The organism is Pseudomonas sp. FSL W5-0203, assembly GCF_001896155.1.
Taxonomy (GTDB): domain Bacteria; phylum Pseudomonadota; class Gammaproteobacteria; order Pseudomonadales; family Pseudomonadaceae; genus Aquipseudomonas; species Aquipseudomonas paracarnis.
Genome location: NZ_MPOR01000001.1, coordinates 178,983 through 198,079, shown reverse-complemented (window position 1 = coordinate 198,079; position 19,097 = coordinate 178,983). Strand labels below are relative to the sequence as shown.

General features: G+C 59.3%; 18 protein-coding genes. 15 read left to right on the top strand and 3 right to left on the bottom strand.

The genetic code is table 11. The features are described from left to right. Positions 1-64: 64 nt before the first annotated feature. Complete coding sequence (gene zapE / locus BOP96_RS00965; protein WP_014716907.1) at positions 65-1,159, top strand: cell division protein ZapE; 1,095 nt, start codon at positions 65-67, stop codon at positions 1,157-1,159. 138 nt (positions 1,160-1,297) lie between these two features. Here zapE and BOP96_RS00960 read toward each other — a convergent pair whose 3' ends face one another. Continuing rightward, positions 1,298-2,218: a GlxA family transcriptional regulator gene (locus BOP96_RS00960; protein WP_169918830.1), complete on the bottom strand. Its 921-nt coding sequence runs from the start codon at positions 2,216-2,218 to the stop codon at positions 1,298-1,300. Positions 2,219-2,438: 220 nt separating this feature from the next. Here BOP96_RS00960 and BOP96_RS00955 point away from each other — a divergent pair, with 220 nt between their 5' ends. Further along, positions 2,439-3,575, top strand: a complete 1,137-nt coding sequence (locus BOP96_RS00955) for an acyl-CoA dehydrogenase family protein (protein ID WP_019816964.1) — start codon at positions 2,439-2,441, stop codon at positions 3,573-3,575. Between the two features lie 144 nt (positions 3,576-3,719). On the opposite strand, the gene BOP96_RS00950 is transcribed toward BOP96_RS00955, so the two are convergent. Next, positions 3,720-4,760 carry an NADP(H)-dependent aldo-keto reductase gene (locus BOP96_RS00950; RefSeq protein WP_014716910.1) on the bottom strand — a complete coding sequence of 347 codons (1,041 nt, stop codon included), beginning with the start codon at positions 4,758-4,760 and terminating at the stop codon, positions 3,720-3,722. 250 nt (positions 4,761-5,010) lie between these two features. Here BOP96_RS00950 and rplM point away from each other — a divergent pair, with 250 nt between their 5' ends. From rplM to BOP96_RS00910, 8 genes are all read left to right on the top strand, one after another. Next, a complete protein-coding gene (rplM, locus tag BOP96_RS00945; protein WP_003188508.1) occupies positions 5,011-5,439 on the top strand; it encodes a 50S ribosomal protein L13 in 429 nt (142 codons plus the stop codon). Between the two features lie 14 nt (positions 5,440-5,453). After that, positions 5,454-5,846 carry a 30S ribosomal protein S9 gene (gene rpsI / locus BOP96_RS00940; RefSeq protein WP_002555064.1) on the top strand — a complete coding sequence of 131 codons (393 nt, stop codon included), beginning with the start codon at positions 5,454-5,456 and terminating at the stop codon, positions 5,844-5,846. A gap of 266 nt (positions 5,847-6,112) precedes the next feature. Further along, positions 6,113-6,706 carry a ubiquinol-cytochrome c reductase iron-sulfur subunit gene (gene petA, locus BOP96_RS00935; protein WP_003188524.1) on the top strand — a complete coding sequence of 198 codons (594 nt, stop codon included), beginning with the start codon at positions 6,113-6,115 and terminating at the stop codon, positions 6,704-6,706. Beyond that, positions 6,706-7,917, top strand: coding sequence for a cytochrome b (locus BOP96_RS00930; protein WP_003188526.1), 1,212 nt, complete (start codon positions 6,706-6,708; stop codon positions 7,915-7,917). Before petA ends, BOP96_RS00930 begins: the two co-directional genes overlap by 1 nt. Next, entirely contained in the window at positions 7,917-8,696 is a 780-nt protein-coding gene (locus BOP96_RS00925; RefSeq protein ID WP_014716911.1) for a cytochrome c1, read from the top strand. Before BOP96_RS00930 ends, BOP96_RS00925 begins: the two co-directional genes overlap by 1 nt. Before the next feature lie 148 nt (positions 8,697-8,844). After that, positions 8,845-9,462 carry a glutathione S-transferase N-terminal domain-containing protein gene (locus BOP96_RS00920; RefSeq protein ID WP_003188529.1) on the top strand — a complete coding sequence of 206 codons (618 nt, stop codon included), beginning with the start codon at positions 8,845-8,847 and terminating at the stop codon, positions 9,460-9,462. Between the two features lie 17 nt (positions 9,463-9,479). After that, on the top strand, positions 9,480-9,899 hold the full coding sequence (locus tag BOP96_RS00915; protein ID WP_014716912.1) for a ClpXP protease specificity-enhancing factor: 420 nt from the start codon (positions 9,480-9,482) through the stop codon (positions 9,897-9,899). Between the two features lie 159 nt (positions 9,900-10,058). After that, positions 10,059-10,808, top strand: a complete 750-nt coding sequence (locus tag BOP96_RS00910; protein WP_003188534.1) for a FadR/GntR family transcriptional regulator — start codon at positions 10,059-10,061, stop codon at positions 10,806-10,808. Positions 10,809-10,949: 141 nt separating this feature from the next. On the opposite strand, the gene BOP96_RS00905 is transcribed toward BOP96_RS00910, so the two are convergent. Beyond that, positions 10,950-12,107: a phospholipase gene (locus tag BOP96_RS00905; RefSeq protein WP_073451640.1), complete on the bottom strand. Its 1,158-nt coding sequence runs from the start codon at positions 12,105-12,107 to the stop codon at positions 10,950-10,952. Between the two features lie 233 nt (positions 12,108-12,340). Between BOP96_RS00905 and kdgD the strand changes: the two genes are divergently transcribed. From kdgD to BOP96_RS00880, 5 genes are all read left to right on the top strand, one after another. Next, positions 12,341-13,252: a 5-dehydro-4-deoxyglucarate dehydratase gene (gene kdgD, locus BOP96_RS00900; RefSeq protein WP_003188537.1), complete on the top strand. Its 912-nt coding sequence runs from the start codon at positions 12,341-12,343 to the stop codon at positions 13,250-13,252. A 54-nt stretch (positions 13,253-13,306) separates the two neighbouring features. Continuing rightward, positions 13,307-14,752, top strand: coding sequence for an aldehyde dehydrogenase family protein (locus BOP96_RS00895; RefSeq protein ID WP_073451639.1), 1,446 nt, complete (start codon positions 13,307-13,309; stop codon positions 14,750-14,752). 183 nt (positions 14,753-14,935) lie between these two features. After that, positions 14,936-16,300 (top strand): MFS transporter, encoded by a 1,365-nt coding sequence (locus BOP96_RS00890; RefSeq protein WP_073451637.1) that lies wholly within the window; start codon positions 14,936-14,938, stop codon positions 16,298-16,300. Positions 16,301-16,310: 10 nt separating this feature from the next. Beyond that, complete coding sequence (gene garD / locus BOP96_RS00885; protein WP_019816962.1) at positions 16,311-17,864, top strand: galactarate dehydratase; 1,554 nt, start codon at positions 16,311-16,313, stop codon at positions 17,862-17,864. 187 nt (positions 17,865-18,051) lie between these two features. Beyond that, positions 18,052-18,993 carry an AEC family transporter gene (locus tag BOP96_RS00880; RefSeq protein ID WP_003188544.1) on the top strand — a complete coding sequence of 314 codons (942 nt, stop codon included), beginning with the start codon at positions 18,052-18,054 and terminating at the stop codon, positions 18,991-18,993. Positions 18,994-19,097 lie beyond the last annotated feature (104 nt).

Genomic DNA, 19,097 nt, shown 5'->3' with positions numbered 1-19,097 from the left:
ATTGCCATTATCCAGGGCCGTCGTTACAGTGTCGGCCCGTTTTTGTTGCCTTGCTAACGAAATTATGACGCCCCTAGAACGATATCAAGCTGATCTGAAACGCCCCGAGTTCTTCCACGACGCGGCCCAGGAAAATGCCGTGCGTCATTTGCAGCGCCTGTACGAGGACCTCGTGGCCGCGTCGCAAAGCAAGCCAGGGATGTTCAGCAAGCTGTTTGGCAAGAAAGACCACACGCCGGTCAAGGGCCTGTATTTCTGGGGCGGCGTGGGCCGTGGCAAGACTTACCTGGTAGACACCTTCTTTGAAGCGCTGCCGTTCAAGGAAAAGGTGCGTACGCACTTCCACCGCTTCATGAAGCGCGTGCACGAAGAGATGAAGACCCTGCCGGGCGAGAAAAACCCGCTGACCATCATCGCCAAGCGTTTCGCCCAAGAGGCCCGGGTGATCTGCTTCGATGAATTCTTCGTCTCCGACATCACCGACGCCATGATCCTTGGCACCCTGATGGAAGAACTGTTCAAGAACGGTGTGACCCTGGTGGCCACGTCGAACATCGTGCCCGATGGCCTGTACAAGGACGGCCTGCAACGTGCACGCTTCCTGCCGGCCATTGCGCTGATCAAGCAGAACACCGATATCGTCAACGTCGACAGCGGCGTCGACTACCGCTTGCGTCATCTGGAGCAAGCCGAGCTGTTCCACTTCCCGCTCAACGAAGCAGCACACGAAAGCCTGAAGAAAAGCTTCCGTGCGCTGACGCCGGAGTGCACCCAGGCGGTGGAAAACGACAAGCTGATGATCGAGAACCGCGAAATCATCGCGCTGCGCACCTGCGATGACGTGGCCTGGTTCGAGTTCCGCCAACTGTGCGATGGGCCACGCAGCCAGAACGATTACATCGAGCTGGGCAAGATCTTTCACGCCGTGATCTTGAGTGGTGTGGAACAGATGGGCGTGACCACCGACGATATCGCCCGACGGTTCATCAACATGGTCGATGAGTTCTACGACCGTAACGTCAAGCTGATCATCTCGGCGGAAGTCGAACTCAAGGACCTCTATACCGGCGGCCGCTTGAACTTCGAATTCCAGCGCACCTTGAGTCGCCTGCTGGAAATGCAGTCCCACGAGTTCCTGTCGCGCGGCCACAAGCCTTAAGCAATCTCCAGCTCAATGGAGAGCTAATGTGGGAGCCGGGCTTGCCCGCGATGGGGGTGTATCAGCCAACTATAGGCTGGCTGATACACCGTCATCGCAGGCAAGCCAGCTCCCACAATGGTTTGTGTTGGTCTGAGCTCAGGCGGCTTGCTGGAATTGCTGCCTGTACTGGTTCGGCGACAACTCCGTGTGCTGCCTGAACAACCGCGCAAAGAAACTCGCATCGTCGTAACCCACCTCGTAGCTGATGGTCTTGATGCTCTTGCGGCTGCCCGAGAGCAAGCCCTTGGCCGTTTCGATGCGTAGGCGCTGCAGGTAATGCAGCGGCTTGTCACCGGTGGCGGTCTGGAATCGGCGCATGAAGTTGCGGATGCTCATGCCGTGTTCCCGGGCGACGTCTTCAAAGCGGAATTTGTCGGCAAAGTGCTCTTCAAGCCAATGCTGGATCTGCAGGATGATCACGTCCTGATGCAGCTTCTGCCCGCCAAACCCGATCCGCCCCGGTGAATAGTTGCGCTGCACTTCATAGAGAATGTCGCGGGCCACCGCCTGGGCGATGTTGGCGCCGCAGAAGCGTTCGATCAGGTAGATATAAAGGTCGCAGGCCGACGTGGTGCCGCCGGCGCAGTACAGGTTATCGGCATCCGTGAGGTGCTTGTCCTGGTTGAGTTGCACCTTGGGGAAGCGCTCGCTGAAGGCATTGAAGAAGCGCCAGTAGGTGGTCGCCTCCTTGCCATCGAGCAGCCCGGCTTCGGCCAGCCAGAACACCCCGGTGGCCTCGCCGCAGAGTACGGCGCCGCGGGCGTGCTGTTCGCGCAGCCACGGCAGCACTTGCGGGTAGCGGGAGCACAGGGCATCGAAGTCGTCCCAGAAGGCCGGCAGCACAATGATGTCGGCGTCTTCGAGGCCGCCGTCCACTGGCATGATCACATCGCTGAAGCTGCGCACGGACTGGCCGTCGGGGCTGACCAGGCGCGTTTCGAACCCTGGGGTCAGGCCCAGCCCTTGCTGTTTGCCATGGCGCAGGCTGGCGAGATGGAAGAAATCCTTGGCTTGCATGAGGGTTGAAGCGAATACCCGATCAATGGCCAAAATGCTGACGCGCCGCAACGGCGTGGAGATTTGGTTAGACATAATTTCATTTATTCTTATAGGGGAAAGTGGTCACCAGACGGCTGGATCGTCTTATTTTTTGTCGCATGTGTCCAGTGTCCCGTGACGCCTTCGGGGCATAGGCTCTGTGGGCTCGTCCTTGTCCGACAATCCACGCAGGTGACCCATGATCCCCAGAACCTTGTTCAGCTCGGAGCACGAACTCTTCCGTGAGAGCGTACGCACTTTCCTCGAAAAGCATGCCGTGCCCTTCCATGGGCAATGGGAAAAGCAGGGCTATATCGACCGTAACTTGTGGAACCAGGCGGGGGAGGCGGGCATGTTGTGTTCCCACCTGCCAGAGGAGTATGGCGGGCTGGGCGCGGACTTTCTCTATAGCGCGGTGGTGATCGAAGAAGTCAGCCGCCTGGGTTTGACCGGCATCGGTTTTTCCCTGCATTCGGATATCGTCGCGCCCTACATCCTGCATTACGGCAGTGAAGCGCTGAAGCACAAGTACCTGCCCCAGTTGATCTCCGGAGAGAGGGTCACAGCCATTGCCATGACCGAGCCGGGCGCCGGTTCCGACCTGCAAGGGGTCAAGACCAGCGCAGTGCTGGACGGTGACGAGTATGTGATCAACGGCTCCAAGACCTTTATCACCAACGGTTACCTGGCCGATCTGGTGATTGTCGTCGCCAAGACCGACCCCAAGGCTGGCGCCAAGGGTACCAGTCTGTTCCTGGTGGAAGCCGACACGCCGGGCTTCGACAAAGGTAAGCGCCTGGAGAAAGTTGGCATGAAGGCCCAGGACACCTCGGAGCTGTTCTTCCAGGATGTGCGCGTGCCCAAGGAAAATCTGCTGGGCCAGGCGGGCATGGGCTTTGCCTACCTGATGCAAGAGTTGCCGCAAGAACGCCTGACCGTGGCGATTGGCGCGCTGTCCTCAGCCGAAGCGGCGTTGCAGTGGACCCTGGACTACACCCGTGAGCGCAAGGCGTTCGGCAAGGCGATCGCCGACTTCCAGAACACCCGGTTCAAGCTGGCGGAGATGGCCACCGAGATTCAGATTGGCCGTGTGTTTGTCGACCAGTGCATGGCCTTGCATCTGGAAGGCAAGCTGGACGTGCCCACGGCGGCGATGGCCAAGTACTGGGCCACCGACCTGCAGTGCAAGGTGCTCGATGAGTGCGTGCAGTTGCATGGCGGCTACGGCTTCATGTGGGAATACCCGATTGCCCGGGCCTGGGCGGATGCGCGGGTGCAGCGCATTTATGCGGGGACCAATGAGATCATGAAGGAGATCATTGCGCGGGCACTTTGATTGTTAGGTGCTCTTGATTGATCGTTCCCACGCTCCGCGTGGGAACGCCTCATGTGACGCTCCGCGTCACGACTCTGAAAGCGGACGCAGAGCGTCCAAGGCGGCATTCCCACGCAGAGCGTGGGAACGATCAGTGCGGATCAATCAAGGTGCTGGGTTTGGATGATCCTTCTGAATCGCCTCAATCCCTTCCAACACTTCTTTCGATAATTTCATGTCGGCACTGGCGATGTTGCTGTCCAGTTGTTCCAGCGATGTGGCCCCAATAATATTGCTGGTCACAAACGGTTGCTGCGTCACAAACGCCAGCGCCATCTGCGCCGGGTCCAGGCCATGTTCCCGCGCAAGAGCCACATACCGGCTGCACGCCGCTTCCGATTGCGGGTTGAAGTAGCGGCTGAAGCGGCTGTACTCGGTCAGGCGCGCCTTGGCCGGGCGAGCGCCATTTTCGTACTTGCCACTGAGCATGCCGAACGCCAAAGGCGAATAGGCCAACAAGCCGCACTGTTCACGAATGGCAACCTCCGCCAGGCCCACTTCAAAACTGCGGTTGAGCAGGTTGTAGGGGTTCTGGATCGACACGGCGCGCGGCCAGCCGCGAGCTTCGGCCAGGGCGAGGAACTTCATGGCGCCCCACGGCGTTTCGTTGGACAGGCCAATGTGGCGGATCTTGCCGGCCTTTACCTGTTCATCCAGGGCTTCGAGCGTTTCCTCCAGTGGGGTGAGGTCGTCTTCGTCCTTGTGCTTGTAGCTCAACTGGCCGAAGAAGTTGGTGCTGCGCTCCGGCCAATGCAGTTGGTAGAGGTCGATCCACTCGGTCTGCAGGCGCTTGAGGCTGGCGTCCAGGGCTGCGGCGATGTGCTTGCGGTTGTGGCGCAGGTGGCCATCGCGGATGTAGTCGATGGTGTTGCCGGGGCCGGCGATCTTGCTGGCGAGAATCCAGTCGGCGCGGTCGCCACGGCTTTTGAAGTAGTTGCCGATGTAGCGCTCGGTGGTGGCGTAGGTGTCGGCCTTGGGCGGCACCGGGTACATTTCTGCGGTGTCGAGGAAGTTGATCCCCGCGGCCTTGGCCCTTTCGATCTGCGCGAAGGCCTCTGCCTCGCTGTTCTGCTCGCCCCAGGTCATGGTGCCCAACGCGATCGCGCTGACATTCAGATCGGTGCGGCCCAGCTGTCGGTAATCCATCGGGTACTCCTTCGGGGTAAAACAATCATAAAAGCAGGTTGAATTTTTTTTCGCAATCTGCATAATTGCCCACCTCTTTCTGCAGTGGAAGTGATGCGCCGCCTGCCGAAGAATCTTGCCGTTGAACGGACGCGCCGACCCGAGCCCCCGATAGCGTCTGTATCCGGCTGCCTTTGACCTTGTCAAAGTACGCACTATTCAGTAAGATCCGCCGTCTAAATTTACAGGCGGCCCCTGAGGCTATTAAAGAATGACAACTTTTACTGCAAAACCGGAAACAGTTCAGCGCGACTGGTTTGTCGTCGACGCCGCTGGTCAGACCCTGGGTCGTCTGGCCACTGAAGTCGCCAGCCGTCTGCGTGGCAAGCACAAGCCTGAATACACCCCGCACGTTGATACCGGCGACTACATCGTCATCATCAACGCTGAGCAGGTTCGTGTAACCGGCAACAAAGCAAGCGACAAAATGTACTACCGTCACTCCGGTTTCCCAGGCGGTATCAAGTCTTCCAACTTCGAAGGCCTGATTGCCAAGAAGCCTGAAGCCCCGATCGAAATCGCGGTCAAAGGCATGCTGCCTAAGGGCCCACTGGGTCGCGATATGTTTCGCAAGCTGAAAGTCTATGCGGGCGCTGTACACCCTCATGCTGCTCAGCAGCCCCAAGAACTGAAGTTTTAACGGAATAGTTCATTATGTCGGCGACTCAAAATTACGGCACTGGCCGTCGCAAAACCGCAACCGCACGCGTTTTCCTGCGTCCGGGCACTGGTAACATCTCGATCAACAACCGCTCCCTGGACAACTTCTTCGGTCGCGAAACTGCCCGCATGGTAGTTCGTCAGCCGCTGGAATTGACCGAGACCGTTGAAAAGTTCGACATCTACGTCACCGTTATCGGTGGCGGTGTAAGTGGTCAAGCTGGCGCAATCCGCCACGGTATCACTCGCGCTCTGATGCAGTACGACGAAACCCTGCGTGGCGCTCTGCGCAAAGCTGGCTTCGTGACTCGCGATGCTCGTGAAGTTGAACGTAAGAAAGTCGGTCTGCGTAAAGCGCGTAAGCGTCCGCAGTACTCGAAGCGTTAATTCGCTTTACGTTCCACAAAAACGCCCAGCCTCCTCACGGAGCTGGGCGTTTTTTATTGCCTGCGATTTATGCACATTTTTCGCCGTGACAACTTGCCACATCCGTAGACCCCCTATACTACAAGGCCTGGAGGCGGAGCCCCGGGCAATTCCCTTGTCATACGTGGGGCTTTTCATTACCATCCGTCAAAATTTTTATAAGTAAAGATTCAACACTTAGTAGACGCCTGATTTAACAGGCCAAAAAGCTGATGGGAGAGGACTGAATGAGCAATGACGGCGTGAATGCAGGCCGGCGTCGCTTCTTGGTAGCAGCCACATCCGTGGTGGGTGCTGCAGGAGCGGTGGGGGCTGCGGTCCCGTTCGTGGGGTCATGGTTTCCCAGTGCCAAGGCGAAAGCCGCAGGTGCACCGGTGAAGGTGAATGTCAGCAAGATCGAGCCAGGCCAGCAGATGATTGCTGAGTGGCGCGGCCAGCCGGTTTTCATTGTTCGTCGTACCGAGGAAATCCTGGGGAATCTGAAGAAGATCGAAGGCCAGCTGTCTGACCCGACGTCCGAAAAGTCCGACCAGCCCGCCTACGCCAAGAACGAAGCGCGTTCGATCAAGCCAGAAATTCTGCTGCTGGTTGGTCTGTGTACCCACTTGGGTTGTTCACCTACCTTCCGCCCGGAAGTGGCGCCTGTCGACTTGGGCAAAGACTGGGTCGGCGGTTATTTCTGCCCGTGCCACGGTTCCCACTATGACCTCGCCGGCCGCGTCTACAAATCCCAGCCTGCGCCCCTGAACCTGCCGGTTCCTCCTCACAATTACGAATCTGACGACATCATTGTCATTGGCCTCGACAAGGAGAACGCGTGATGAGCAAGTTCATGGATTGGGTGGATGCGCGCTTCCCCGCCACTAAAATGTGGGAAGACCATCTCAGCAAATATTACGCGCCGAAAAACTTCAACTTCTTCTACTTCTTCGGCTCCCTGGCGCTGTTGGTGCTGGTCAACCAGATCGTCACTGGCGTGTGGTTGACGATGAGCTACACGCCGTCGGCGGAAGAGGCGTTTGCCTCTGTCGAATACATCATGCGTGATGTCGAGTACGGCTCGATCCTGCGCCTGTTGCACTCCACCGGTGCGTCGGCGTTCTTTATCGTCGTCTACCTGCACATGTTCCGCGGCCTGCTCTACGGCTCGTACCAGAAGCCCCGTGAGCTGGTGTGGGTCTTCGGCATGTTGATCTATCTGGCACTGATGGCCGAAGCCTTTATGGGCTACCTGCTACCTTGGGGCCAGATGTCGTACTGGGGCGCCCAGGTGATCATCTCGCTGTTCGGCGCAATCCCGGTGATCGGCAACGACCTGACCCAGTGGATTCGTGGTGACTACCTGATCTCCGGCATCACCTTGAACCGCTTCTTCGCCTTGCACGTGGTGGCCTTGCCGATCGTGATCCTGGGCCTGGTGGTCTTGCATATCCTGGCGCTGCACGAAGTGGGTTCCAACAACCCGGATGGCGTGGACATCAAGAAGCACAAGGACGAGAACGGCATCCCGCTGGATGGCATTCCGTTCCACCCGTACTACACCGTGAAAGACATTGTCGGCGTGGTCGTGTTCCTGTTTGTGTTCTGCTCGATCGTGTTCTTTTTCCCGGAGATGGGCGGTTATTTCCTGGAGAAGCCTAACTTCGAACAGGCCAACGCCTTCAAGACACCTGAGCACATTGCCCCGGTCTGGTACTTCACGCCGTTCTACGCGATCTTGCGCGCGATCCCCGACAAACTCATGGGCGTGATCGCCATGGGCGCGGCCATCGCGGTGCTGTTCGTGCTGCCGTGGCTCGACCGTAGCCCGGTCAAGTCAATGCGCTACAAAGGCTGGCTGAGCAAGATCTGGCTGTGGGTGTTCTGCATTTCATTCGTGATCCTGGGTGTGTTGGGTGTATTGGCGCCCACCCCTGAGCGGACGTTGCTGTCGCAGGTCTGCACCTTCCTGTACTTCGCCTACTTTATTCTGATGCCGTTCTATACCCGGCTCGAGAAGACCAAACCGGTTCCGGAAAGGGTGACTGGCTGATGAAAAAATTACTCGTTGCATTCGTGCTTGCGGCACTGCCGCTACTGTCCTTCGCTGCCGAACATGGTGCGCAGCTGGAAAAAGTCGATATCGATGTGTCTGACAAAGCCGCCATGCAGGATGGGCTGCGTACATTCACCAACTACTGCATGGGGTGCCACAGCGCCAAGTTCCAACGGTACGAGCGCGTTGCCGATGACCTGGGCATTCCCCATGAAGTGATGCTCAGCCACGCGGTGTTCACGGGTGCCAAGATCGGCGACCACATGAACATCGGCATGCAACCGGCCGACGCCAAGACCTGGTTCGGCGCCGCACCGCCCGACCTTACCCTGGTGGCCCGTGTACGCGGTACCGACTGGCTCTACGGTTACCTCAAGTCCTTCTACGAAGACCCTGCGCGCCCCTATGGCGTGAACAACAAAGTCTTCCCGAACGTCGGCATGCCGAACGTTCTGGTCGGCCTGCAGGGGCGCCAAGTGGTAGGATGCAAGCAGGTTCAGGTCGTTGAAGACGGCAAGAAGCAATATGATCCGTTGACCGGCACGCCGCTGACCCATGAAGCGTGCGATCAACTGACCATCGTGCCCAAGACCGGTACGCTGAACGAAGAGCAGTTCGACGAGAAGGTCAAGAACCTGGTGACCTTCCTGGCCTACTCGGCCAACCCGGTCAAACTGCAGCATCAGCGCATCGGTACCTACGTCTTGCTGTACCTGGCTTTCTTCTTCGTATTCGCTTATTTGCTCAAGCGTGAATACTGGAAGGATGTGCATTGATCCAACCGTAAGCAATTGCTGTTAATCTTGCGCGCCCAGCGGCATCTCTGAACACGTAGCGCCGGTTTGAACCGGTCGTTACAGGGATGCTTTCTGGGCGCGCTCGTTTTTGAGCTTTCGATAATTTCAACAAGCGAGGAGGACCGCCATGGGCGTGACCAACCGGTTGGCCTGTTACTCCGACCCCGCCGACCACTATTCCCACCGAGTACGTATCGTGCTCGCAGAGAAGGGTGTCAGCGCCGAGATCATCAGTGTGGAGGCGGGCCGTCAGCCGCCGAAGCTGATCGAAGTGAACCCTTACGGCAGCTTGCCCACCCTGGTCGATCGTGACCTGGCGTTGTGGGAGTCGACCGTGGTGATGGAATACTTGGATGAGCGTTACCCTCATCCGCCTTTGCTGCCGGTGTACCCGGTGGCGCGTGCCAACAGCCGCCTGCTGATCCATCGGATCCAGCGTGACTGGTGCGGGTTGGTGGATGTGATCCTGGATTCGCGTTCCAAAGAAGCCGCTCGTGTGCAGGCGCGCAAGGAATTGCGCGAGAGCCTCACCGGCGTTTCGCCGTTGTTCGCCGATAAACCTTTTTTCCTCAGTGAGGAACAAAGCTTGGTGGATTGCTGCCTATTACCCATACTCTGGCGCTTGCCGATTCTGGGCATTGAACTGCCACGGCCGGCCAAGCCGTTGCTTGATTACATGGAGCGCCAGTTTGCGCGTGAGGCTTTCCAGGCAAGTCTGTCTGGTGCCGAACGCGATATGCGCTAAGGCTTAAGGAGCCGTTGATGAACTCCAGTCGACCTTACCTGGTCCGCGCGCTCTATGAGTGGATTGTGGACAACGATTGCACCCCGCACATGCTGGTCAATTCCGAATTTCCTGCGGTTCAGGTACCCCAGGGTTTTGCCAGTGACGGGCAAATTGTGCTGAACGTATCGCCCAGTGCCGTGCGCCACCTGCACATGGACAACGAAGCGGTGAGCTTCGAAGGGCGTTTCGGCGGTGTGCCCCATACGCTGTTCGTGCCCATCGGCGCCATCCTCGGGATCTACGCCCGGGAAAATGGCCAGGGCATGGTGTTCGATCTGGAGTCGCCTTTAGAGGATGACGAAACGATCGAAGGCGAAGACGGTGATGATGTACCGCCACCGGATACCGAGCCGCCGCGCCCTAGCGGTCGGCCAAGCTTGAAAGTGGTGAAGTAGGCGGATTTCGCTTACAGACCCATCTGAAAAATGCCCCGACGTCTGTCGGGGCATTTTTTTTGCGTGAAGGATATGGATGAAAGTCGCGCCAGAACGGTGATCGTACAACCACCATGGGCTATGATGCGGTCTTTAGTTCGTCGAGAAAGATGGTTCATCATGGAAAACGCCAGCGCCGCCCCACGTCTTCCCCGCAAGCGCCGCAGCCTTGCCCAGGAATTGGTCACGGTGTTGTCCGAGCAGATCCGCGATGGCCAGCTCAAACGCGGCGACAAGCTGCCCACCGAGTCGGCGATCATGGACGCCCATGGCGTCAGCCGGACGGTGGTGCGTGAAGCCATCTCGCGCCTGCAGGCGGCGGGGCAGGTCGAGACTCGCCATGGTATCGGCACCTTCGTGCTGGACACGCCAAGCCCCAGCGGTTTTCGCATAGACCCGGCCACCGTGGTGACCTTGCGTGATGTGCTGGCGATTCTGGAGTTGCGTATCAGCCTTGAAGTGGAGTCTGCTGGCCTCGCGGCGCTGCGTCGCAGCGATGAGCAACTGGCGGCCATGCGTGCGGCCCTCGATGCCTTGAATGAAAGTGCGGCCCACGCCGGCGATGCGGTGGCGTCGGACTTTGCCTTCCACCTGGAAATTGCGCTGTCTACCGGCAACCGCTACTTCACCGACATCATGACCCACCTGGGCACCAGCATCATTCCGCGTACCCGCCTGAATTCGGCGCGCCTGGCCCATGATGACCAACAGCACTACATGAGCCGCTTGAGTCGCGAACACGAAGAGATCTACGAGGCGATTGCCCGCCAGGATTCGGATGCGGCACGGGCGGCGATGCGCTTGCATTTGACCAACAGTCGCGAGCGACTGCGCCATGCCCATGAAGAGGCAGAGGCGCAGCGGGGCTGATCGTTCCCACGCTCTGCGTGGTAACGCCTCTATGGACGCTCCGCGTCCCGATGCGCGTGAATTTCTCAAGCCCTCGCAGGGTGACGCGGAGCGTCATAGGCTGTATTCCCACGCAGAGCGTGGGAACGATCATGCCAGCCGTTAGTTGGCGGGTTGGTTTGGCTTGTAGTCCTTAAGCAATAAGTACGTACTCCATCCCCACCAATCATTGGTCCAGTGCTTGTCGTTCAAATCGTTGACGTCCTTGCGCCGCAGCACCTTGTCCCCCTCTATCTTGAACAGCGGCGAGAAGTTATTCGCCGGGTTCTGCGCGGCGTTCAGGTCGGGCACATACAGCGGTGCCTTGAACTCAGCCGGGGAGGGCGCGATGCCGCTGATGAAGGTTTCGAAGATTTCATCTGCCGAGGCCTGTACCGCCCGTTTGACCTGCACGCGATTGTCGGCGTCAATGCTGTCGAAGTAGCGCTTGTCGCCGTAGGCATGCCACTGAGCGCCCATGGCATTGCGCACCTTGAGCCCGAATTTACTGTCTTCATCGTGCATGAAGCGGCTGATCAGCGAGCCGAGTTCTCCTGGCGTCACCACTGCCGCCAGTTGTTTGCGCGGTACCCGCAGGTGGCCGGCGGAAAACAGATCGGTCAAAAAGTGATCGGCAAAGCTGTTCATGGCGTAAGCCAATTCCAGGGCCTGGTCGGTGCCGGTCTGATGGGCCACCACTGCCTGTTGCAGTGCTGCCGTATGGCCGGCCATGTAGGCCGACAAGGCCCACTCACCGAAGTGGTCGGCGTTGTCGGCTGCCAGTTTCAAGTAGCGGCCCAGTGGCACGAGGGCCGAAACAGCGCTGCCGCCGCCGGTGATGCGGTTCCACTCCTCGGACAACGTATCACCCAGGGCGTCGTAGGCTTCGTGCGGCTGTTTGCCGTCCTTGATCGCCTGGTTGACGGCGTTGATCTCCTTTTGCATCACCGCCAGGATCTTCTGCGCTTCTTGCCGTGAAGCGGGCAACACGGCAAGAGAATTGAAGGCCGCGGTAAAGCGTTGCACGCGCTCGGACGGGGAGTTGCCATCGCTGATCGGTTGGCCGGGGATGCCATAGAAGTCGCCGCCCAGGGCGATTACTTGACCATAGGTCAGCGCGAGCCCGTTGGGCAGGTGCAGTTCGACTTGGCGCGCAGGGATGGCCGGGGCGTCCTTGCTGAAGCGAAGCAGGGTGTCATCGCCGATGGCGGTGTGTTCACCGCCTTCGAAACGCAGGGTAGGGGGGTTTTTTTCGGGTACTGCGAGTTCAAGACCTGACATGTTAGCTCCTTGCTATGTCGTAGGATTCTTCCGTGATAACTGTATACATATACAGTTATATGGATCATAGGTGAGAAATTTCCTACGTCAAGAGCCGCGTCTTAAGCCTTCGCAGGAGTACGCCGGATGAATTGCAGTTGACGAATTTATTTATAGTTGTACGATGACGTACGACATCATCAAAACCAACAACAACCTTTCGTTAGAAAGTCTTCGCCCAGGGTGTTCGAATAATGAATCCACAAGAACTGAAGTCCATCCTCTCCCACGGTCTGCTGTCTTTCCCGGTGACCGATTTCAACGCCCAGGGTGATTTCCACCAGGCGGGTTACATCAAGCGCCTGGAATGGCTGGCCCCTTATGGCGCCAGCGCCTTGTTCGCCGCAGGCGGCACAGGTGAGTTTTTCTCCCTGGCGGCCAGCGAATATTCCCAGGTGGTGAAAACCGCCGTGGATACCTGCGCGTCCAGCGTGCCGATCCTGGCCGGTGTGGGCGGTGCTACCCGCCAAGCCATCGAGTACGCCCAAGAGGCCGAACGCCTCGGCGCCAAAGGTTTGCTGCTGCTGCCGCACTACCTCACCGAAGCCAGCCAGGACGGGGTTGCCGCCCACGTTGAAGCCGTGTGCAAGTCGGTCAAGATCGGCGTGGTGGTGTACAACCGCAATGTCTGCCGCCTGACCGCACCGCTGTTGGAGCGCCTGGCCGAGCGCTGCCCGAACCTGATCGGCTACAAGGATGGCCTGGGTGATATCGAGTTGATGGTGTCGATCCGCCGTCGCCTGGGCGACCGTTTCAGCTACCTCGGTGGTTTGCCGACTGCAGAGGTTTACGCCGCAGCCTACAAGGCCCTGGGCGTGCCGGTGTACTCCTCGGCGGTGTTCAACTTCATCCCCAAGACGGCGATGGATTTCTACCATGCCATTGCCCGCGAAGATCACGCCACCGTCGGCAAGATCATCGACGACTTCTTCCTGCCGTACCTGGATATCCGTAATCGCAAGGCCGGTTACGCGGTGAGCATCGTCAAGGCCGGTGCGAAAATCGTCGGTTATGACGCCGGCCCCGTGCGCACGCCACTGACCGACCTGCTGCCGGAAGAGTACGAAGCCCTCGCCGCGCTGATCGACAAGCAAGGCGCGCAATAAATTATCCACAAGGCCGCTGAGCAATCAGCGGCCTTTTGCGTCAGGAGAAGATTCGTGTCCCAAGCAAAGCGTTTTGAGAACTACATCAATGGCCAATGGGTAACCGGCGCCGACTACTGCACCAACATCAACCCCTCGGATGTGTCCGACGCCATTGGCGAATATGCCAAAGCCGACGTGGCCCAAGTCAACGCGGCCATTGACGCTGCCCGCGCCGCGTTCCCGGCGTGGTCCACCTCCGGTATCCAGGCGCGTCACGATGCGCTGGATAAAGTCGGCAGCGAGATTCTCGCCCGTCGTGAAGAACTCGGCACCCTGCTGGCCCGCGAAGAGGGCAAGACCCTCCCCGAAGCCATTGGTGAAGTGACCCGCGCCGGCAATATTTTCAAATTCTTCGCCGGTGAGTGCCTGCGCCTGTCGGGCGATTACGTGCCTTCGGTGCGCACGGGCGTCAACGTTGAAGTGACCCGCGAAGCCCTCGGTGTGGTGGGCCTGATCACCCCGTGGAACTTCCCGATCGCCATCCCCGCGTGGAAAATCGCTCCGGCGCTGGCCTACGGCAACTGCGTGGTGATCAAGCCTGCCGAACTGGTGCCGGGCTGTGCCTGGGCCTTGGCCGAAATCATCTCCCGCGCCGGCTTCCCTGCCGGTGTGTTCAACCTGGTGATGGGCAGTGGCCGTGTGGTCGGCGACGTGCTGGTCAACAGCCCGAAAGTCGATGGCATCAGTTTCACCGGGTCTGTGGGTGTTGGGCGTCAGATCGCCGTCAGCTGTGTATCGCGCCAGGCCAAGGTGCAGTTGGAAATGGGCGGCAAGAACCCGCAGATCATTCTCGACGATGCCGACCTCAAGCAGGCTGTCGAGCTGTCGGTACAGAGTGCGTTCTACTCCACCGGCCAGCGTTGCACCGCCTCGAGCCGCTTGATTGTCACCGCGGGGATCCACGACCAGTTTGTCGCCGCCATGGCCGAGCGCATGAAGTCGATCAAGGTCGGCCACGCTTTGCATAGTGGTACCGACATTGGCCCGGTGGTGTCCCAGGCCCAGTTGGATCAGGACATGAAATACATCGACATCGGCCAGAGCGAAGGCGCCCGGCTGGTGAGCGGTGGCGGCCTGGTCACCTGCGACACCGAAGGCTATTACCTGGCGCCCACACTGTTTGCCGACAGTGAAGCGGCGATGCGCATCAGCCGTGAAGAGATCTTCGGCCCGGTGGCCAACGTGGTGCGCGTGGCGGACTACGAGGCGGCGCTGGCCATGGCCAATGACACCGAGTTCGGCTTGTCGGCCGGCATCGCCACCACCTCGCTCAAATATGCCAACCACTTCAAGCGCCACTCCCAGGCTGGAATGGTGATGGTCAACCTGCCGACGGCGGGGGTGGACTACCACGTTCCATTTGGTGGCCGTAAGGGCTCATCCTACGGTTCGCGTGAGCAAGGTCGCTATGCGCAAGAGTTCTACACCGTGGTGAAAACCAGCTACATCGGTTCGTAACACGCAGCACCCCGTGGCACCGGCTCCAGGTGGGAGCTGGCTTGCCTGCGATAGCCTCACCTCGGTCTCGCTGACACACCGAGGTGCCTGCATCGCGGGCAAGCCCGGCTCCCACATAGTGCGGTTTCCAGGGCAAAAAAAATGATTACCCGCAAAAAAAATAATTAGTGGGAGTACTTCTACATGCAAGCGACCAAGCCGACCCATGTCCGCTATTTGATCCTGCTCATGCTGTTCCTGGTGACCACGATCAACTACGCCGACCGGGCCACCATCGCTATCGCCGGCTCCAGCCTGCAAAAAGACCTCGGCATCGACGCGGTCACCCTCGGTTATATCTTCTCTGCATTCGGTTGGGCCTACGTGGCCGGGCAAATTCCCGGTGGCTGGCTGCTCGACCGTTTCGGCTCGAAAAAAGTCTATGCCCTGAGCATCTTCACCTGGTCGCTGTTCACCGTGCTGCAAGGCTATGTCGGTGAGTTTGGCGTCTCCACTGCGGTGGTCGCGCTGTTCATGCTGCGCTTTATGGTGGGCTTGGCCGAGGCGCCGTCGTTTCCGGGAAATGCCCGTATTGTTGGGGCGTGGTTTCCTACGGCGGAACGCGGCACTGCGTCGGCGATCTTCAACTCGGCCCAGTATTTCGCCACGGTGTTGTTCGCGCCGTTGATGGGCTGGATCGTCTATCGCTTTGGCTGGCAGCACGTGTTTATCGTGATGGGCGTGATCGGCATTGTTTTCTCGCTGATCTGGCTGAAAGTTATCCACAGCCCGCGCCAGCATCCGATGATCAACGAGGCCGAGTTCAATCACATCGCCGCCAATGGCGCGATGGTCGATATGGATCAGGACAAGGGCAAGGGTAAGAAAACCGACGGGCCCAAGTGGGATTACATCCGCCAGCTTCTGACCAACCGCATGATGCTTGGCGTCTACCTGGGCCAGTATTGCATCAACGGTATCACCTACTTCTTCCTGACCTGGTTTCCGGTGTACCTGGTGCAGGAGCGTGGCATGACCATCCTCAAAGCCGGCTTCATTGCCTCGTTACCGGCGATCTGCGGCTTTATCGGCGGGGTGCTCGGCGGGGTGATTTCCGACTACCTGCTGCGCAAAGGCCATTCGCTGACCTTCGCACGCAAGGCGCCGATCATCGGTGGCCTGCTGATTTCCAGCAGCATCGTGGCGTGCAATTACGTGGACATCGAATGGATGGTGGTGGGCTTCATGGCCTTGGCCTTCTTCGGCAAAGGCGTTGGCGCATTGGGTTGGGCGGTGGTGTCCGACACCTCGCCGAAACAAATCGCCGGGCTCAGTGGCGGCTTATTCAACACCTTCGGTAACCTGGCGTCGATCACCACGCCGATTGTGATTGGCTACATCATCAGCACCACCGGCTCGTTCAAATGGGCGCTGGTGTTCGTCGGCGCCAACGCGCTGGTGGCGGTATTCAGCTACCTGGTGATTGTCGGCCCGATCAAGCGCGTGGTGCTCAAGGAGCCGCCCACCAAAGGCCCGGAGTTGACCAACCTTTCCCAAGCGCATTCCTGAGGTTCGTGTGATGCAGTTGATTGAACATGCTGACTCGCCGCGCTCGATCCGTTTGCACGAGCGCGACAATGTGGTGATCGTGGTGAACGATCAAGGGGTACCTGCCGGTACCGAGTTTCCCGACGGCCTGGTCACCGTGGATTTCATCCCGCAGAGCCACAAGGTGACCCTGGAAGACATCCCCGAGGGCGGCCAGATTATTCGCTACGGCCAGACCATCGGTTATGCCCTGGCGCCGATTCCGCGCGGCAGTTGGGTGCAGGAGGACCAGTTGCGCATGCCCACCGCACCGCCGCTGGACAGCTTGCCGCTGTCCACCGAGGTGCCTGAAACCCAGGCGCCCCTGGAGGGGTTTACCTTCGAGGGCTATCGCAATGCAGACGGCACCGTGGGCACGCGCAATATCCTCGGCATTACCACCACCGTGCAATGCGTTACCGGCGTGCTGGACCATGCGGTCAAGCGCATCAAGGACGAGTTGCTGCCCCAGTACCCGCATGTCGATGATGTGGTGGCGCTGACCCACAGCTACGGCTGCGGCGTGGCGATTACGGCGACGGATGCCTATATCCCCATCCGCACCGTGCGCAACCTGGCGCGCAACCCCAACCTGGGCGGCGAGGCCTTGGTGATCAGCCTGGGCTGCGAAAAGCTTCAGGCAGGGCAGGTGATGCACGATAACGACAGCTCCGTGGACCTGAGCGAGCCATGGCTGTATCGCTTGCAGGATTCCAGCCACGGCTTTACTGAAATGATCGAGCAGATCATGGCCCTGGCCGACGTGCGCTTGAAAAAACTCAACCAGCGTCGCCGCGAAACCGTGCCGGCCTCCGAGTTGATCCTGGGCATGCAGTGCGGCGGCAGCGATGCGTTTTCCGGCATCACCGCCAACCCGGCGCTGGGGTATGCCTCGGATCTGTTACTGCGTGCCGGCGCGACGGTGATGTTTTCCGAAGTGACTGAAGTGCGCGATGCGATTTACCTGCTGACCTCACGCGCGCAGAACCAGGACGTCGCCCGCGAGCTGGTCAGGGAAATGGACTGGTACGACCGTTACCTGGCCAAGGGCGAGGCAGACCGCAGCGCCAATACCACGCCGGGTAACAAGAAGGGCGGGCTGTCGAATATTGTCGAAAAGTCGTTGGGCTCCATCGTCAAATCCGGCAGCAGTGCCATCAACGGCGTGCTTGGCCCTGGTGAGCGCTTCAAGGAAAAGGGCCTGATCTTTTGCGCCACACCGGCCAGTGATTTTGTCTGCGGCACCTTGCAACTGGCGGCGGGGATGAACCTGCACGTGTTCACCACCGGGCGCGGCACGCCGTATGGGCTGGCGATGGCGCCGGTGGTGAAGGTCTCCACCCGCACCGAGCTGGCCCAGCGTTGGCCGGACCTGATCGATATCGACGCCGGGCGCATTGCCACGGGGCGGGCGAGTATCGAGGAGCTGGGTTGGGAGCTGTTCCACTTCTATCTGGATGTGGCCAGCGGCAAGAAGCAGACCTGGGCAGAGCGGCATAAGCTGCATAACGACATCACGCTGTTCAACCCGGCGCCGATTACCTGAAACCAGGCGCTAACCTGTGGGAGCTGGCTTGCCTGCGATAGCGGTGCATCAATTATGAGTGCATCGGCTGACATATCGCCATCGCAGGCAAGCCAGCTCCCACATTTGAATGGCGTTGCCCACACGAACCCGCTCGGACTGGCTTATCATTAGCCAACTAACGACGCCCACCAAGGTTCTCCCCGGCATGCTGGCAATCTTCCTCACCACCCTCACCATCACCGCGCCGGTGTTTGCCATGCTGTTCCTGGGCGTGTTTCTAAAGCGCATCAACTGGATCAATGACAACTTTATCCACACCGCATCGTCCCTGGTGTTCAACGTCGCCATGCCGGCGCTGCTGTTCCTTGGCATTCTGCATGCCGACCTGCACTCGGCGCTCAAGCCGGGGTTGCTGATCTACTTTTGCGTCGCCACCCTGGTGAGCTTTGCCATGGCCTGGGGCTGGGCAATCTTTCGTTGCAAGCGCGAAGACCGAGGCATCTACGCCCAAGGCGCGTTTCGTGGCAATAACGGGGTCATCGGCCTGGCGCTGGCGGCCAGTATGTACGGCGACTACGGTATATCGCTGGGCGCGATCCTCGCCGCGCTGGTGATCCTCTTTTACAACACGCTGTCGACCATTGTGCTGGCGGTCTATAGCCCAGTGATCAAGTCCGACCCGTGGAGCATCTTCAAAAGCGTATTGGCCAACCCGCTGATTATCAGCGTGATCGTCGCCACGCCGTTCGCGTACTTCCAGATCGGCGTGCCCGGCTGGTTGGAGAAGTCCTTGCAGTACCTGTCGGACACCACGCTGCCGTTGGCGTTGATTTGCATCGGCGGCACCTTGTCCATGGCCGCGCTGCGCAAGAGCGGCAACATGGCGTTGAGCGCGAGCCTGATGAAGATGATCTGGCTACCAGTGATCGCCACGTTGGGCGCTTGGTTGCTGGGGTTCCGGGGGCCGGAGTTGGGGATTCTGTTTCTGTATTTCGGCGCGCCCACGGCCGCCGCGAGCTTTGTAATGGCCAGGGCGGCGGAGGGTAATCATGAGTTGGCGGCCGCGATTATCGTGATCACCACGTTGATGGCGGCGGTGACCACGAATATCGGGATTTTTGTGTTGCAGGCGGGTGGTTGGATCTGAAATAGGCGGGCAGCTTGAGGCCCCATCGCAGCGATGCGGCGACCCGACAAGCCAGCTCCCACATGTGGATGTGTGAATACACTCAAGTGTGGGAGCTGGCTTGC

Excerpts from the sequence above, each read along its gene's own strand:
- zapE (WP_014716907.1), top strand. The coding sequence starts at position 65 with ATGACGCCCCTAGAACGATATCAAGCTGATCTGAAACGCCCCGAGTTC.
- BOP96_RS00960 (WP_169918830.1), bottom strand. The coding sequence starts at position 2,218 with ATGCAAGCCAAGGATTTCTTCCATCTCGCCAGCCTGCGCCATGGCAAA.
- BOP96_RS00955 (WP_019816964.1), top strand. The coding sequence starts at position 2,439 with ATGATCCCCAGAACCTTGTTCAGCTCGGAGCACGAACTCTTCCGTGAG.
- BOP96_RS00950 (WP_014716910.1), bottom strand. The coding sequence starts at position 4,760 with ATGGATTACCGACAGCTGGGCCGCACCGATCTGAATGTCAGCGCGATC.
- rplM (WP_003188508.1), top strand. The coding sequence starts at position 5,011 with ATGACAACTTTTACTGCAAAACCGGAAACAGTTCAGCGCGACTGGTTT.
- rpsI (WP_002555064.1), top strand. The coding sequence starts at position 5,454 with ATGTCGGCGACTCAAAATTACGGCACTGGCCGTCGCAAAACCGCAACC.
- petA (WP_003188524.1), top strand. The coding sequence starts at position 6,113 with ATGAGCAATGACGGCGTGAATGCAGGCCGGCGTCGCTTCTTGGTAGCA.
- BOP96_RS00930 (WP_003188526.1), top strand. The coding sequence starts at position 6,706 with ATGAGCAAGTTCATGGATTGGGTGGATGCGCGCTTCCCCGCCACTAAA.
- BOP96_RS00925 (WP_014716911.1), top strand. The coding sequence starts at position 7,917 with ATGAAAAAATTACTCGTTGCATTCGTGCTTGCGGCACTGCCGCTACTG.
- BOP96_RS00920 (WP_003188529.1), top strand. The coding sequence starts at position 8,845 with ATGGGCGTGACCAACCGGTTGGCCTGTTACTCCGACCCCGCCGACCAC.
- BOP96_RS00915 (WP_014716912.1), top strand. The coding sequence starts at position 9,480 with ATGAACTCCAGTCGACCTTACCTGGTCCGCGCGCTCTATGAGTGGATT.
- BOP96_RS00910 (WP_003188534.1), top strand. The coding sequence starts at position 10,059 with ATGGAAAACGCCAGCGCCGCCCCACGTCTTCCCCGCAAGCGCCGCAGC.
- BOP96_RS00905 (WP_073451640.1), bottom strand. The coding sequence starts at position 12,107 with ATGTCAGGTCTTGAACTCGCAGTACCCGAAAAAAACCCCCCTACCCTG.
- kdgD (WP_003188537.1), top strand. The coding sequence starts at position 12,341 with ATGAATCCACAAGAACTGAAGTCCATCCTCTCCCACGGTCTGCTGTCT.
- BOP96_RS00890 (WP_073451637.1), top strand. The coding sequence starts at position 14,936 with ATGCAAGCGACCAAGCCGACCCATGTCCGCTATTTGATCCTGCTCATG.
- garD (WP_019816962.1), top strand. The coding sequence starts at position 16,311 with ATGCAGTTGATTGAACATGCTGACTCGCCGCGCTCGATCCGTTTGCAC.
- BOP96_RS00880 (WP_003188544.1), top strand. The coding sequence starts at position 18,052 with ATGCTGGCAATCTTCCTCACCACCCTCACCATCACCGCGCCGGTGTTT.